Origin of the sequence: Nocardia sp. NPDC049190 (assembly GCF_040648115.1) — a bacterium.
Lineage (GTDB): Bacteria > Actinomycetota > Actinomycetes > Mycobacteriales > Mycobacteriaceae > Nocardia.
Genome location: NZ_JBEZDE010000002.1, coordinates 1 through 14,771, shown reverse-complemented (window position 1 = coordinate 14,771; position 14,771 = coordinate 1). Strand labels below are relative to the sequence as shown.

The following is a 14,771-nucleotide window of genomic DNA, read 5'->3' as shown; positions in this document are numbered from 1 at the left end:
GGCGTCGGCGTTACCGCGGATATCGTGCGTGATCTGGATGATGGAAGGGTGCCCCTGACAAAGATCGGCGCCTCGGCCGCCGCCATGGTGATCCTCGCGCTCGCCGGTTGCGGGTTCGATCGCACCCCGATCCCGGCGGGCATACCGCCCGGTCCCGGTACGCCGCTGCCCGTCATCGACCTGGACGCGTCCGGCCGCAGTGCTGTCCAGCTGCGCGAATGGGCCGATGAGCAAGCCGACCGACTGGGTATTCCCTCGGTCGCACTGGAGGCATACGGCTACGCGGCGGCCGTGATGACCAGGGCCCGCCCCGACTGCGGCATCGCGTGGACGACGCTCGCCGGCATCGCCAGCGTGGAGAGCAAGCACGGCACCCACCGCGGCGCGCAGGTCGGAACCGACGGCACGATCCGGCCGCCGATCATCGGCGTCCCGCTGGACGGCTCGCCCGGCGTGGCACTGGTCGAGGACAGCGACGGTGGCGCGCTCGACGGTGACCCCGTGTTCGATCGCGCCGTCGGCCCGCTGCAGTTCATTCCGGAAACCTGGCGGCGGTGGGGAGTCGACGCCAATGGTGACGGAGTCGCCGATCCGCAGAACATCGACGATGCGGCGCTCACCGCGGCCCGCTACCTGTGCGCCAGCGGCGGCGATCTCACCTCCGAGTACGGCTGGCAGCGGGCATTGCTCACCTACAACCAGTCGCACCGCTACCTGCGCACGGTGCGCGACCGCGCCGCGGTCTACAGCATCGGGCGCAGCGTGTGATCTGCCACGCGCCGGAGTGCCGGTTACCCGCCCAGGCGGGAGGACGATAGGCTCGCAGCGCACGGCCATCCCGTGAGACTTACCGTGTCAGCAGCCGAAGGAGTGTCGTTTTCGTGGCCATCATCGAACAGGTCGGAGCTCGCGAGATCCTGGATTCGCGCGGAAACCCCACGGTCGAGGTCGAGATCGCACTCGACGACGGGACCCTGACCCGCGCGGCCGTGCCCTCGGGCGCCTCCACCGGCGAGCACGAGGCCGTCGAACTGCGCGACGGTGATGAGCGGTACGGCGGCAAGGGTGTGCGCAAGGCCGTCGAGGGTGTGCTCGACGAGATCGCACCCGCCGTCATCGGTCTGGACGCGGTCGAGCAGCGTACCGTCGACCAGGTCTTGCTGGATCTGGACGGCACGCCCGACAAATCCCGCCTCGGCGCCAACGCCCTGCTCGGCGTTTCGCTGGCCGTGGCCCGTGCGGCCGCCGAGTCCTCGGGCCTGGAGCTGTTCCGCTACCTCGGTGGCCCGAACGCCCATGTGCTGCCCGTGCCGATGATGAACATCCTCAACGGCGGCGCGCACGCCGACACCGGCGTCGATGTCCAGGAGTTCATGGTCGCCCCGATCGGCGCCCCGACCTTCAAGGAATCGCTGCGCTGGGGCGCGGAGGTCTATCACGCGCTCAAATCGGTGCTGAAGTCCAAGGGCCTGGCAACCGGTCTCGGCGACGAGGGCGGCTTCGCTCCGGACGTGGCGGGCACCAGGGAGGCACTGGACCTGATCAGTTCGGCCATCGCGAAGACCGGACTGAAGCTGGGCAGCGACGTGACACTCGCGCTCGATGTCGCGGCCACCGAGTTCTACACCTCGGCCAGCGGCTACAAGTTCGAGGGAAGTGTGCGTTCGGCCGAGGAGATGGCGCAGTTCTACGCCGAGCTGCTCACCGGCTACCCCCTGGTGTCCATCGAGGACCCGCTGTCGGAGGACGATTGGGACGGCTGGGTGGCGCTGACCGACCTGATCGGCGACAAGGTCCAACTCGTCGGCGACGACCTGTTCGTCACCAACCCGGAGCGCCTGGAAGAGGGCATCGCCAAGGGCGCCGCCAACGCGCTGCTGGTGAAGGTGAACCAGATCGGCACGCTCACCGAGACTTTGGACGCGGTGGAACTGGCGCATCGCAACGGCTACAAGACCATGATGTCGCACCGGTCCGGCGAGACCGAAGACACCACCATCGCCGACCTCGCCGTCGCGGTCGGCAGCGGCCAGATCAAGACCGGCGCCCCGGCGCGCAGTGAACGGGTGGCCAAGTACAACCAGCTGCTGCGCATCGAGGACGCGCTCGGCGATTCGGCACGCTACGCGGGTGATGTCGCGTTCCCCCGCTTCGTGTTCGAGGGCTGATACCACGGTGCGAGCGTTCGGGTCCGGAGGCGGTAGCTGGCGTGACCACGGAGGACCGAGCGACTACCGCAGAGTAGATACCGAGGCGTGACATGACGGAGCGACGTGCGCGTGGGACCAGTCCAGCCGGACGCGGGGACCGCCGCACGTCGCGTGCCGCCAGATCGCGTCCCGCCGACTCCGCGGCCAAGCGCGGCCGCAGGCGGACCGAGCCTACGCAGCAGAAGGCGCGATCGCGCACGCGCGATCCGGGCTCCGGCGACAAACACGACCACACCATCCTCGGGCTGTCCACCGGCAAGGCGGTGATTCTGGCCGTCGTGTTGTGCGGCCTCGCGCTCACCCTCGCCATGCCGACGCGTACCTATTTCACCCAGCGTGCCGAGGCCGCCCAGCTGGCGCAGCAGCGCGACGACCTGGAGGCCGATGTCGGTCGATTGCGCGATCGCCGTGCGCAGCAACGGGATCCCGCATATATCCGCTCGGAGGCACGGGACCGGCTTCGGTTGGTGTTGCCCGGTGAGACGCCTTACATCGTGCAGGTGCCCGGGATCGAGGCGCCCGCACCGCCCGCGGCGCCTACCAAGTCCAGGGAGCCCGATCCCTGGTACACCGAACTGTGGCGCAGCATTTCCGAGCCGCAGCCCACGCAGGCGGCCGCACCGCCACTGTCAGGACCGGAAGGACCCAGGTGACCGCACCGAACGACCAGGATCTCGCGATCATCGCCGAACAGTTGGGCCGCGCGCCGCGCGGCGTGCTCGCTGTCGCCTACCGCACCCCGGACGGGATTCCGGCCGTGGTGAAGACCGCGCCTCGGCTGCCGGACGGTACCCCGTTTCCAACCCTCTACTATCTGACCGATCCTCGGCTCACGGCAGAGGCGAGCAGGCAGGAATCCGCCGGTGTCATGCGCGAGATGACCGAACGGCTCGGCGTCGACCGGGAATTGGCCACCGGCTATAGTCGCGCACACAAGAGCTATCTGGCCGAGCGCGACGAGATCGAGTCGCTCGGCACCGAGTTCACCGGCGGCGGGATGCCCGAGCGGGTCAAATGCCTCCATGTTCTGATCGCGCATTCGCTGGCGAAGGGGCCTGGGGTGAACCCACTCGGTGACGAAGCGGTGGCGCTGGCCGCCGACCACGGCCTGCGCGGCACCGCGATTCCGTCCGACTGGCCGACGTATGAGCCGAGCGGTCCGCAAGACGAGGGAGTGCGGCAATGAGTGACCGGGTCGCTGCCGTGGATTGCGGTACCAACTCCATCCGCCTGCTGATCGCCGACGTGCTCGCCGACGGCCGCTTGGCCGACGTGCACCGCGAGATGCGGATCGTGCGCCTCGGCCAAGGCGTCGACGCGACCGGCTCGCTCGCGCCGGAGGCGATCGAGCGGACCCGCGTCGCCTTGGTCGACTACGCGGCGCTGATGCGCGAGACCGGCGTCAGTCGGGTGCGGATGGTCGCCACCTCGGCCACCAGGGATGCCGCCAATCGCGAAGAATTCTTCGCCATGGCGCGGGCCGTGCTCGGCACGGTGGTGGCGGGCGCCGAAGCCGAGGTGATCACCGGGGACGAGGAGGCGCGGCTGTCATTCAGTGGCGCGATCGGTGAACTGGCCAGTGCGGCAGGGCCTTTCGTTGTGGTCGATCTGGGCGGCGGCTCGACCGAGCTGGTGTTCGGCGACAGCGACGCGGGCGTGCGCGCCGCATTCTCCGCCGATGTCGGCTGTGTCCGAATCACCGAGCGCTGCCTCGGCGGCAATCCGCCGACCGCCGAACAGGTCACTGTCGCCCGCGCTTTCGCCGCCGAAAGACTGGCCGAGGCGTTCGCACGTGTTCCCGTCGAGCGGGCGCACACCTGGGTCGGAGTGGCGGGCACCATGACCACCCTGGCCGCGGTCGCGCTGGACCTCCCCGAATACGACTCGCGGAAGGTTCATCTCACCCGGCTGACACTGGATCAGGTCCACGCCGTCTGCGACCGTCTGATCGCCATGGACCACGATCAGCGCGCAGCTCTCGGTCCGATGCACCCGGGCCGGGTCGATGTGATCGGCGGGGGTGCGGTCATTACCGAGGTGCTCGCGGAGGAATTGTCCCGCCGCGCCGGAATCGCCCACCTGGTCGTCAGCGAGCACGACATCCTCGACGGCATCGCCCTGTCCATCGTGTGAGCACCGTCGCTTGTCCTGCCGGTCAGGGGTGCTGTTCGCGCTGGCGGTAGTTCGCTGCGCTCTGTGCTCTGCCGACCGCGAGGTCGGCGAGCCTGGACAGCGACTCCTTGTTGCGCGGCAGCAGCAACACCTCTTGGAACAGGTCGGGGACGAAGATGCCCGGCCCGCGCTTGATGTGCTCGTACATGCGGACCTCGGTCTGGTCGAGTCCCGTCTCGGTGAGTTCCAAGCGGATCCAGGCCGCGCCGAGTGGCCGGAGTTTGGCCTCCAGCTCCAGCAGATGCGGCGGATCGACGTCGCTGACCTGCGTGGAGTCGTCGACGGTGCACGGCCACACGCCGACGCTGTAGTGCAGCCGACTGCCGACCGCCGGCCACTCCGGGTCGACCGCGCGGATGTGCGAGGCGCCGACGACCCAGGCGGCGAACAGCCAGCCGTCGGACAGGACGGCGAAGATCTGTTCCGCCGAGGTCGGCACGGTCATTTCGACGTGGACCATCAACACATCACTTTCTGCGCGGGCCTGGTGGGTCGCGGTGAGTTTGCCTGCTACCTGGTGGATGCCCGGTCGCGGCAGGAGCAAACGTTCGGTGCCTCGAGCGGAAACAAGCGGATGCGCTGAACAGAACAAACAGAACATCCGAATGCCTCCGCATTGCTGACCGGCGTGCGATGGTCTGGGCATGGTTGAAGCGGCAACATCGCAGGAATCAGCGCGGACACGGACACTGTTCGGCCACCCGATCGGGCTGGCCAACCTGTTCGGTGTCGAACTCTGGGAGCGTTTCTCGTTCTACGGGATGGTCACCATTCTCGGGTATTACCTGTACTACTCGGCCACCGACGGCGGGATGGGACTGGCCAAGGACACCGCCGTCGGCATCGTCGGCGCCTATGGCGGCCTGGTCTACCTGTCCACGGTGCTCGGAGGCTGGATCGCGGACCGGCTGCTCGGCATGGAGCGCACCCTGTTCTGGGGCGGCATCGTGGTCATGATCGGGCATATCGCACTGGCCGTGCTGCCCGGACTGGTCGGCGTCGGGGCGGGCCTGCTGTTGGTCGCGTTCGGCAGTGGTGGGTTGAAGGCCAATGCCTCGTCGTTGCTGGGCACCCTCTATACGAAAGGGGACGCGCGCGCACACGGCGGATTCACCTTGTTCTATCTGGGCATCAATCTCGGCGCGTTCACCGGCCCGCTGCTCACCGGTCTGCTGCAGACCCACCTCGGCTTCCATTACGGCTTCGGTGCGGCGGCGATCGGGATGGCGCTGGGCCTCACCCAGTATGTGGTGTTCCGCCGCAACCTGGGCACGCACGGCCGCGAGGTACCGAATCCGATCTCGCGCGATGCCGTCGGACCGTTGGTCGCCGTACTGGCCGGGGCCGTGGCGCTCGTCGTCGTGGTGTGCGTGATCGGCCTGGTCACCTTGGACAACCTGCCAGAGGTGACGACCGGCCTCATTGTCGCCACTTCGGCTGGGTACTTCGCGGTACTGCTCACCAGCGCCAAGGTCACTCCGCTCGAACGCAGCCGGGTCCGCGCGTTCCTTCCGCTGTTTGTCGCCAATGCGGTGTTCTGGTCGCTGTTCAAGCAGATCTTCACCGTGCTGGCGGTCTACTCCGACGAACGGATGAACTGGAACATTTTCGGCTGGACCGCGCCGTCGAGTTGGATCGGCGCGGTCGAGCCGACCTGGGTCATCCTGCTGTCACCGGTGTTCGCGATCCTGTGGACCAGACTGGGACAGCGCGCCCCGAGTACACCGCGGAAATTCGCGCTCGGCGTGATCGGCATGGGTGTCGCGTTCTGGTTGTTCGTGCCCATGTCAGGCACCGAAGGACATGCCGTGCCAGTGCTGCTCGTGTTGGCGATCATGGCGGTGTTCGCCATCTCCGAGCTACTGCTGTCGCCCATCGGTCTCGCGGTGACCACCCAACTGGCGCCGGAAGCGTTCCGCGCCCAAATGATGGCGTTGTATTTTTTCTCGATAGGTATCGGGACGTCGATGTCGGGTACCTTGGCTCGGTTCTATGACCCAGGCCATGAATTCGCCTACTTCGGTATCACCGGAACGGTCGTGGTGTGTGTGGGGCTGATCGTCGCCGCTATCGCACCGTGGATCAGCAGGTTCATGGCCGGCGTGCACTGATGCGCCGCCGGGGTCCGGAACGAATGCACCACAGGGATGATGAAGGAGAACGCGTGACGAACCCTGGGCCACAGGCCGCGACGACGGGTGATGTCTCGTCTCGATGGGGCGGTCTGTTTCGCACCAAATCCGTCGAGCAGTCGATCCGTGACACCGACGAACCCGACTCGAAACTCCGCAAGGACTTGACCGCCTGGGACCTCACCGTTTTCGGCGTGGCCGTAGTCGTCGGCGCGGGTATTTTCACGCTCACCGCCCGCACGGCGGGCAACGTCGCGGGCCCCTCGGTGTCGCTCGCGTTCGTCTTCGCCGCGATCGCCTGCGGATTGACCGCGCTGTGCTACGCCGAGTTCGCCTCCACCGTTCCGGTGGCGGGTAGCGCGTACACGTTCTCCTACGCCACCTTCGGTGAGATCGTCGCCTGGATCATCGGCTGGGATCTGATCCTGGAATTCGCGCTCGCCGTGGCGGTGGTGGCCAAGGGCTGGTCACAGTACCTGGGGGAGGTGCTCGGTACCACGTCGCCGGTCGTCCACTTCGGCTCGGTGTCCTTCGATTGGGGCGCGGTGCTGCTGATCGCGGCGCTCGGTGTGCTCCTCGCGACGGGCACCAAAGTGTCGTCACGGGTATCGGCGGTGGCGGTGGCCATCAAACTCGGCGTGATCGCGATCGTTCTGGTCGTCGGTGCGACCTACTTCAAGGCGTCCAACCTCACGCCGTACATTCCGCCGTCCCAGGCCGGCGAGGAGGGCGAGGGACTGCGGCAGTCGCTGCTGTCCTATCTGACCGGCGCCGGGCACAGCAACTATGGCTGGTACGGTCTGCTCGCCGCGGCCAGCCTGGTGTTCTTCGCGTTCATCGGATTCGACGTCGTCGCCACCACCGCGGAGGAGACCAAGAACCCACAGCGCGCGATTCCCCGCGGCATCATCGGCTCGCTGCTGATCGTCACCGTCTTGTACGTCGCGGTGTCGCTCGTGCTCACCGGCATGGTGCCCTACACCGAACTGGCCGGCAAGGACGCCACCTTGGCGACGGCTTTCGCGATCAACGGGGCGACCTGGGTGAAGAACATCATCTCGATCGGGGCGCTCGCCGGCCTCACCACCGTTGTGATGGTGATGTTCCTCGGGCAAACGCGGGTGCTGTTCGCGATGGCCCGCGACGGCCTGGTGCCGCGTGGCCTCGCGCGCACCGGCAAGAACGGCACGCCGGTGCGCATCACCGCTCTCGTCGGTGTGGCGTGCGCGTTGCTCGCCGGGTTCGTGGACTTCGGCACGCTGGAGGAGATGGTCAACATCGGGACGCTCTTCGCGTTCGTGCTGGTCTCGGTCGGGGTGCTCATCCTGCGCCGCACCCGTCCTGAACTGCCGCGCGGCTTTCGGGTTCCGCTTGTTCCGTACGTACCGGTCCTCGGGGTCCTGGCCTGCCTGTGGCTGATGCTGAATTTGTCGGTGGAGACCTGGCTGCGCTTCGTCGTGTGGATGGCGATCGGGTTCGTCATCTACTTCGCCTACTCCAGACGCCATTCCGTGCTGCGCAAAACTCCCGTCCAGTAGCCGCCGCGAGCGCGACATGGTGGGTGGGAATGCCAGCCACCATGTCCCGTTCGGCTCGTCCGGTGACGGCGGTAGCCTGGCGCGGTGTCGCAGCGTGAGTTGGTTGTTCTCGGGACCGCTAGTCAGGTGCCGACGAAACAGCGGAACCACAACGGTTACTTACTTCGGTGGGATGACGAGGAGGTCCTGTTCGACCCTGGCGAGGGGACACAGCGACAGATGACCTACGCGGGAGTCACCGCCACCGGGCTCACTCGGATCGGCATCACCCACTTCCACGGCGACCACAGTCTCGGCCTCGCCGGAGTCGTGCAGCGGATCAATCTCGACCGGGTGCCGCATCCGGTCGATGTGTGGTTCCCGGCGTCGGGCGCGGCCTACTACGACCGGCTCGTCAACGCGACTTCCTACTATCACCGCGCCGAGCTGCGGCCCCGCCCGATCGCGGGCCCCGGCGAAGTGGACCTGCCCGGGGCGCCTTTCACCGTCACCGCGGCCCGGCTGTCCCATCCGGTGGATACCTTCGGATACCGGCTCAGCGAGCCGCCCGGCCGGCGCATCCTGCCGGACCGTTTGGATGCCCTCGGTCTACACGGCCCGATCATCTCCGAACTGCAAACGTGGGGCAGCGTCGAACTCTCGGGTCGCACAATCACTCTGGACGAGATCAGCGAACCACGGCCCGGCCAGAACTTCGCCTTCGTCATGGACACTCGACTGTGCCCAGGCGTCCAGGAACTGGCCGCCGACGCAGACATGCTGGTCATCGAGGCCACCTTTCTGGACGTCGACGCGCACTTGGCCACGGAATACGGCCACCTGACCGCGGGCCAAGCCGCCAAGGCCGCGGCCGATGCGGGCGTGCGCACCCTCGTGCTCACCCATTTCTCCCAGCGCTACCGCGACCTCGACGAACACCTCGCCGAGGCGGGGAAGTACTTCGACGGCGAAATCCATATTGCGACCGATCTCGAGCGAATCGCGCTACCACCTCGCCGCTGACCACTTGTGCCACCTATTTCTGCCGAGGACGCTAACGCTTGGCCGCCGCCACCGATCTAGTTCTCTGGGACGCTTGCCACCACCGAGCCGAAACGACCACCGCCACACCGAACCCAGCACCGACCTGATCACCTCCTCGGCAACGGCCACGCCCCGCCACTCGACGAACACTCGGAATTCCGGTACATCCGTACGACTCGGTACGCTGTCCGGGACGCCCCCATAGCCCAATTGGCAGAGGCAGCGGACTTAAAATCCGCAAAGTGTCGGTTCGAATCCGACTGGGGGCACTGGCTAAGCCCACTAAATCACGCAGGTAGGGGTCATATTTCGGGGCTCTAGGCCGGTCTGGCTTTCGACTCTGCCCACATTTTGCCCACAACCTTCTCTAATTTTCTGGCGACAGCCTCGAGATCGTCGTTGAAAAGGTCGGCGTACACGTCCAGCGTCATCGCTGCCGAGGCGTGCCCGAGCATTTTCTGAATGGCCTTCACGTTCGCGCCCGACGCCACCGCCAAGCTCGCCGCGGTGTGCCGCAGATCGTGTGCAGTGACCCGAGGAAACGTCTCGTCGACCTTCCTGCACCGACCTACAGCACCGGACAGCCACGAGTCATGCGATGACGGCGGGCCGAGGTGCTTGCCCTTCGATGATGGCCACAGCAGGTCTTCGCGGCCCTTGCCTTCACAAGATCGCGCCAGTTCAGTAGCCACCGTCTTCGGGAGGGGCACAGTTCGATGCTTGTGCGACTTCAGTGAACCGACATGCGTTTCGCCTCCGACACGTACGGCGTTCTCGTGCAGAGTGGCTGTGCGGCGTAGGAAGTCGATATCTGCCACTCGTATGCCTGCCGCTTCACCCCAGCGCAAGCCGACGAGGGACAGCAGCAGGACCAGCGACCCGTAGCGGCCGGACTCCTGCGCCAGCATCACCATCTGCTTCGCGGTGAGGTACTTGTTCGGTGCGCGCCGCTTCGGTGGCAGCTTGACCTCGCGCGCCGGATTGCTGGCGAGCTGCCGATCGCGTACGGCGTCATCCAAGATGCGCGCCAGTACCGAATGTGCGTCGCGAACCAATGACGGGCTCCGCCGCGACGACAGCTCAGCTATCCACGATTGGACTTCGCTGTGCTTGATGGCGTTGATCCGGGTTCGACCCCAGACGGGCTCGACATGCACCTTCCATGCGGACTCGATTGAATGCACTGACGACGGTTTCATGTGTGCGCTTTGACGTTTCAGCCAATTCGGCCCGAGTTCGCCGATGGTGACCCGTCCTGCGGTCGGGGGGATGTAGCTGCCGGTGAGCTTGTCGACCTCGATTGTGTTGGCGAACCGTTCGGCATCGACCTTGCGCTTGAATCCACGCTTGTCGGTCTGCTTACCGTCTGGCTTGCGGTAGCGGACTCTGTACCGCTTCCCCGCGGCAGTCTCGTACGGCTCAATCGTCGCCACGGTTCGCTTCCTTCTCGTCTCCGTCGCCCTCTGGCGCTGTCACTGGGTGCACATTGGGGACGCCTGCGACGCCTTGCAGCTGGGGGTCAGAGTTCATGCGGTATTGCTCTCGGGCGGCGAGTATTTGATCCGACTTGCCGAGATTCGAGTAGACCCGGTCGAGCATCTTGCCGATCAGTAGAGGGCGCTCCCCCTTGCCCCAGTCCCAAACTTCCCATCCCGGCCGCATCTCGCCTGCGGTGATTGAGACGTAGTGCTCGACGCTGGTGGGCGGTAGCAGCAGCGCCAACGGCGAGCAGTTGAGGGCCACCGCCAACGCAACCAGGTCGTCTACGTCGGCACGTCGTGCTCCGCGCTCTATCTCACTAATTGTGTTGTGCGCCAATGGCCTATCGGTCCCGGCCAGCCTCTCGGAAACGTCCCGCAAGGTGAGCCCCTGCGTCTTGCGAATTCGTGCCACGTTGTGCGCCACGGTTTTGCCAGTCGGTCCCAACTCAACCCTTCTTGTTCCCATGATGCAGATCGTACAGGATCTTGCTGAATTGCAGTCAATCGTGCTACACCTTGTTTGTGCGGATGTTCCACAGCAATCTGCAAAATCGGAACGAAGGAGACGTGGAAATGGACCAGGGAGAGCACCTCACCTCGGACCAACTCGGACAGCGCTGGCAAGTGACCAAGGAATTCCTGGCGCAACAGCGGTATCTGGGGGATGGGCCGGCCTACCTGAAGGTCGGGCGTCGCGTTCTCTACCCGCTCACGCTCGTCCTTGAGTACGAGCATGCCAACACGGTCCGACCAGGGGCCGCCTGATGCCTACCTTCGACCAAACACGGGAAAGGCCCGGCGCTGTCCTACCAGCTAACCGGGCCAACGAAACCCACTCACACCCTGATGAGGAGACATTCGTGTGCACAAGCTTACCCATTGACCAGGCCGATCAGCTAGCGGCGATAGTCACTCGGCGCGTAGCCGACAGTATCGAGACCTCGGAAAAGTCGGCGTTCGACCTCGTGACCGAGACCGGAATCAGCATTCACCGCCTGGCCGCACTGTTCGACGGCCGCCAGGTGTGGACGATCACCGAACTACTGCTGATAGCCGTTTCTATCGACGCCAACGTACGTGATTGGTTCGATCCGGTCGAGCTTGCCGAGGTCGACAAGCTGGCCGACCAGGCGTCGGAGGTGTCGCGATGACCGCCCCGGTGTCGGCGCTTGACGCAGCCGCAGTGCTCGGCGTCCGATTCCGCCCCGCGGTCGGCACGATCGAAGTCCGAGGTAGCTGGCTAAACATCGGCTCGATCATCGTCGGCAACGACGACATGGTCCGGGTCGTCCCCCGCCACCGAATCAGCGCGGCGGCCGAGCGGTGCCTGCTCGCCTCCGCTACGCAGGCCGCGATCTACGGCCCGGAAAGGTTCGGTGGTGTCTGGCGCTTTCGTGCCGAGCTCGGCTGGCTCGTGGACGTCGTGGTTCGCCGGGAACTTCTCACGGCCGCCGACCACACCGCGGCCCGGCTCGAGGGGGTGTCGTGGTGACTCGCAATTCGCCCGAAGTGCAAGCCCTGATCGACAAGTGGGGGCTCGGCTACACGCCGGACCAATGGGCTCAGCGCGTTTTCCGCTCCCAGTACCGGGCGGAACTCGAAGTCGGCTTAGCGCGACTGATCGCGCTGATCGAAGGCGATGACGATGAGCTGCAAATCTCATCGTCCGTCCAGCGGTTCGCCGAGTACGTGAGTCGCTTGGACGCTCAGTTGCGCTGCGACCTGTCGGGGGATCGGTGGACCGACACCGGCCGAGCCAGCGAGAAGAAGGGGGTTGCAGCTTGACCGACAACCACAACACCCAGGGCGCGACAAGGTCTTCTGAAGACTTTGTTGCGCCTTCGGGCGCGTCCATGGTCGAAGAGTTTTGGACCTCCCGTGACGTGCTCGCTCACATCCGTGACTTCGCTCGCGCCCGCCGCGCGGGGCCGTGGGGCACGCTCGGCGTCGCCCTGGCTCGCGCTGTCGCAGCCGTCCCGCCGACGGTGACGCTTCCGGCCACTGTCGGCGGGCGCATGTCGCTGAACCTCTTCGCCGCCCTGGCCGCTCCGTCCGGTGGCGGCAAAGGAGCGTGCGAAGCCGCCGCCCGCGACGCCGTAGCCTGCTCAGAAGACCCGACCGGGCTCCGCGTCGTCGAGATCCCGGAATACCCGCTCGGGTCCGGCGAAGGGATCGCCCGCACCTTCCGCCCGGCCGGTGTCGACGACGACGAACCCAACCGCGAAGACCGGGCACTGTTTTCCGCTCCCGAGGTCGATACCTTGACTGCGCTGTTCGCTCGCAGCGGCTCCACGCTCGAGGGGGAGTTGCGCAAGCTCTACAGCGGCGAAACGATTGGGTTCAACAACGCCCAGAAGGCAACCCGCACGGTGGTTCCCGCGCACAGCTACCGCGCCTGCCTGATGGTTGGTGTGCAGCCGCTCCGCGCTGGTGCATTGCTCGACGGCGCCGACGGCGGCACTCCACAGCGGTTCCTGTGGCTGCCGGTTACCGATCCGGACGCGCCCGATGAGGCACCGAAAGATCCGGGCCAGTGGGTTGTCCGGATGCCGCAGCCGACATGGGCGCCTGGCTCGCTGGTGATTCCAGATGTGGCCCATGCGGCTATCGACAGCGCCAGACTGGCCAGGCTCCGCGGTGAACCCGAGGATGGATCGAACCTCGACGGACATGCGCTGCTTACCCGCCTCAAGGTCGCCGCCGCTCTCATGATCCTCGACGGTCGTTCGGTCATGAACGATGACGATTGGTTCAAGGCTGGCGTTGTCATGGCGGTATCGACCAGCACCCGCGCCGGTGTGCAGCGAGCCGCCGCCGAGCAGTCTCGTAAAGCGAACCAGGCGCGCGCCCTGGCCGCCGCCGAGCGCGAGGAAGCGATCGCCGACCGGAAATTGCAGCGCGCCCGCGACGCCATCATTCGATGGCTCGAACGCGCTGGGGAGCACTCGAACCGAGAACTCGCCCGCAGGCTCAAAACCGACATCCGGGAGTGGCTGGACCCTGCCCTGGCCGAGCTCGAGGACGAGGGAATCGTGCTCACCTCGGAGGCGAAACAGGGCGGCCGACGCCACCGACTGGCAGACGCAGACAGCGACGGGGGTACAAATGGTACCCCCGTGTGAACTATGCGCCCTGACCTGCGAAAACACGGGGGTACCCACAGGTACGACAGGGGTACCGATTCCCGGTCACAGGGGTACCTGCCGTACCCCTGTCAGAAATAGGCCGCCACCTGCGCGTTTCCCACCTCTGGTAACGGGGGTACCGAATGTACCCCCGTCCCTATCTCCGTCCCGCTCGACAGCCTCACCCACCCCCCGGACGAAGGGAACCGCGATGACCGAACCGAACACCGAGCACGGCGCCTACGTCAGCGCCGACGACCTTCTCGACGACCGCCGAGACTGGCTCGCCGTACACATCGCCGAAGTCGAACCCAACTGCTTCGACATCATGCTCAAGATCGACGGCACGTACTACGACCGGGAGACAGCAGTAGAAGTCGCCGTGTCCTTCCAGCGCGATATCGAACACCTGCTCGGCGACCTCGACCCGGACCGGCTACTGGTCCCGCCCAACGACGCGGCATGAACAGGAAGGAAGGAACCATGTTCTCTCGATATCCAGAGGTGCGGCTCAGTCCGCGCAACGACCTCGCCGACTCCGAAGCACCCCGCGACGACGAGAAGACCGAGCGGAAACGAGGCGACAAGCAGCAGGTTCACCCGTTCTGTCGAGGCGGATAGCAGCGATCGTGGTGAGCACCGAGCGCGAACAGGAAAGAAGGAGCCATGTCCGACATCACCAAGCGCAGCACCACCAACCGCAACCGGCATCGGGCCTACTTACGCCGAGGAAAACCGCCCTGTGCCCTGTGCGGCGAGGACATCGATTACACGCTGCCGTACAGGGATCCGGGTGCATTCGTGGTCGACCACATCGTCCCGATAATCAGGGGCGGCGCCGATGAACTGGGCAATGTTCAAGCTACACACAGGCTCTGCAATGCCCAGAAATACGACAAGGTTGCCAGCGAGACCGCCAAGAGTGCCGCGCCAGCCGCGCCGCGAACGTATGTCACCTGGCGCACCTGGTGACCACCTGGGGGAAGGCCTCCCTCCGCGCCCCGGTGCCGTCTCCGACCTAGGCAAGCCCCTCCCATTCATTTTTTTCCACGGGGGGAGGGGGGGTTCGGGGAGGAGGGCTTGCCTAGGT

19 protein-coding genes and 1 tRNA gene are annotated in these 14,771 nt (G+C 66.0%); 17 read left to right on the top strand and 3 right to left on the bottom strand.

The genetic code is table 11. The features are described 5' to 3' along the window. Positions 1-84 precede the first annotated feature (84 nt). The 5 genes from AB0B25_RS02060 (at position 85) to AB0B25_RS02040 (ending at position 4,343) form a co-directional block, all read left to right on the top strand. On the top strand, positions 85-768 hold the full coding sequence (locus AB0B25_RS02060) for a lytic murein transglycosylase (RefSeq protein WP_357174095.1): 684 nt from the start codon (positions 85-87) through the stop codon (positions 766-768). A 113-nt stretch (positions 769-881) separates the two neighbouring features. Beyond that, on the top strand, positions 882-2,168 hold the full coding sequence (gene eno, locus AB0B25_RS02055; protein WP_357173361.1) for a phosphopyruvate hydratase: 1,287 nt from the start codon (positions 882-884) through the stop codon (positions 2,166-2,168). A gap of 92 nt (positions 2,169-2,260) precedes the next feature. Continuing rightward, the gene (locus AB0B25_RS02050; protein ID WP_357173358.1) at positions 2,261-2,863 is read left to right on the top strand and encodes a septum formation initiator family protein; all 603 of its coding nucleotides are present in this window, start codon (positions 2,261-2,263) and stop codon (positions 2,861-2,863) included. Beyond that, positions 2,860-3,396, top strand: coding sequence for a DUF501 domain-containing protein (locus AB0B25_RS02045; RefSeq protein WP_357173356.1), 537 nt, complete (start codon positions 2,860-2,862; stop codon positions 3,394-3,396). Before AB0B25_RS02050 ends, AB0B25_RS02045 begins: the two co-directional genes overlap by 4 nt. Then, on the top strand, positions 3,393-4,343 hold the full coding sequence (locus AB0B25_RS02040; RefSeq protein ID WP_357173353.1) for a Ppx/GppA phosphatase family protein: 951 nt from the start codon (positions 3,393-3,395) through the stop codon (positions 4,341-4,343). The genes AB0B25_RS02045 and AB0B25_RS02040 overlap by 4 nt, the downstream gene beginning before the upstream one ends. Positions 4,344-4,365: 22 nt before the next feature. On the opposite strand, the gene AB0B25_RS02035 is transcribed toward AB0B25_RS02040, so the two are convergent. Further along, positions 4,366-4,926, bottom strand: a complete 561-nt coding sequence (locus AB0B25_RS02035) for an SRPBCC family protein (protein ID WP_357173351.1) — start codon at positions 4,924-4,926, stop codon at positions 4,366-4,368. A 100-nt stretch (positions 4,927-5,026) separates the two neighbouring features. On the opposite strand from AB0B25_RS02035, the gene AB0B25_RS02030 reads away from it, so the two are divergent. The 4 genes from AB0B25_RS02030 (at position 5,027) to AB0B25_RS02015 (ending at position 9,344) form a co-directional block, all read left to right on the top strand. After that, on the top strand, positions 5,027-6,493 hold the full coding sequence (locus AB0B25_RS02030) for an oligopeptide:H+ symporter (protein WP_357173348.1): 1,467 nt from the start codon (positions 5,027-5,029) through the stop codon (positions 6,491-6,493). A 53-nt stretch (positions 6,494-6,546) separates the two neighbouring features. Beyond that, on the top strand, positions 6,547-8,052 hold the full coding sequence (locus AB0B25_RS02025) for an amino acid permease (protein WP_357173345.1): 1,506 nt from the start codon (positions 6,547-6,549) through the stop codon (positions 8,050-8,052). A gap of 84 nt (positions 8,053-8,136) precedes the next feature. Beyond that, positions 8,137-9,054, top strand: coding sequence for a ribonuclease Z (locus tag AB0B25_RS02020; protein ID WP_357173343.1), 918 nt, complete (start codon positions 8,137-8,139; stop codon positions 9,052-9,054). A 216-nt stretch (positions 9,055-9,270) separates the two neighbouring features. Then, positions 9,271-9,344 (top strand) — tRNA-Leu (locus tag AB0B25_RS02015). 48 nt (positions 9,345-9,392) lie between these two features. On the opposite strand, the gene AB0B25_RS02010 is transcribed toward AB0B25_RS02015, so the two are convergent. Beyond that, positions 9,393-10,508 (bottom strand): tyrosine-type recombinase/integrase, encoded by a 1,116-nt coding sequence (locus tag AB0B25_RS02010; protein WP_357173341.1) that lies wholly within the window; start codon positions 10,506-10,508, stop codon positions 9,393-9,395. Further along, positions 10,495-11,022 (bottom strand): helix-turn-helix domain-containing protein, encoded by a 528-nt coding sequence (locus tag AB0B25_RS02005; RefSeq protein ID WP_357173339.1) that lies wholly within the window; start codon positions 11,020-11,022, stop codon positions 10,495-10,497. Before AB0B25_RS02005 ends, AB0B25_RS02010 begins: the two co-directional genes overlap by 14 nt. A 107-nt stretch (positions 11,023-11,129) precedes the next feature. On the opposite strand from AB0B25_RS02005, the gene AB0B25_RS02000 reads away from it, so the two are divergent. The 8 genes from AB0B25_RS02000 to AB0B25_RS01965 all read left to right on the top strand — a co-directional run bounded on the left by AB0B25_RS02000 (position 11,130) and on the right by AB0B25_RS01965 (position 14,653). Then, positions 11,130-11,321 (top strand): DNA-binding protein, encoded by a 192-nt coding sequence (locus AB0B25_RS02000; RefSeq protein WP_357173337.1) that lies wholly within the window; start codon positions 11,130-11,132, stop codon positions 11,319-11,321. A 95-nt stretch (positions 11,322-11,416) separates the two neighbouring features. Continuing rightward, positions 11,417-11,707 carry a hypothetical protein gene (locus tag AB0B25_RS01995; RefSeq protein ID WP_357173334.1) on the top strand — a complete coding sequence of 97 codons (291 nt, stop codon included), beginning with the start codon at positions 11,417-11,419 and terminating at the stop codon, positions 11,705-11,707. Next, positions 11,704-12,048: a hypothetical protein gene (locus AB0B25_RS01990; RefSeq protein WP_357173331.1), complete on the top strand. Its 345-nt coding sequence runs from the start codon at positions 11,704-11,706 to the stop codon at positions 12,046-12,048. Before AB0B25_RS01995 ends, AB0B25_RS01990 begins: the two co-directional genes overlap by 4 nt. Further along, a complete protein-coding gene (locus AB0B25_RS01985) occupies positions 12,045-12,341 on the top strand; it encodes a hypothetical protein (protein WP_357173328.1) in 297 nt (98 codons plus the stop codon). Before AB0B25_RS01990 ends, AB0B25_RS01985 begins: the two co-directional genes overlap by 4 nt. A gap of 68 nt (positions 12,342-12,409) precedes the next feature. Continuing rightward, positions 12,410-13,678, top strand: a complete 1,269-nt coding sequence (locus AB0B25_RS01980) for a hypothetical protein (protein WP_357173325.1) — start codon at positions 12,410-12,412, stop codon at positions 13,676-13,678. A gap of 214 nt (positions 13,679-13,892) precedes the next feature. Then, on the top strand, positions 13,893-14,147 hold the full coding sequence (locus AB0B25_RS01975) for a hypothetical protein (protein WP_357173322.1): 255 nt from the start codon (positions 13,893-13,895) through the stop codon (positions 14,145-14,147). A 17-nt stretch (positions 14,148-14,164) separates the two neighbouring features. Next, the gene (locus tag AB0B25_RS01970) at positions 14,165-14,302 is read left to right on the top strand and encodes a hypothetical protein (protein WP_357173320.1); all 138 of its coding nucleotides are present in this window, start codon (positions 14,165-14,167) and stop codon (positions 14,300-14,302) included. A gap of 45 nt (positions 14,303-14,347) precedes the next feature. Further along, on the top strand, positions 14,348-14,653 hold the full coding sequence (locus AB0B25_RS01965; protein WP_357173317.1) for an HNH endonuclease signature motif containing protein: 306 nt from the start codon (positions 14,348-14,350) through the stop codon (positions 14,651-14,653). The last annotated feature ends 118 nt before the right edge of the window (positions 14,654-14,771 follow it).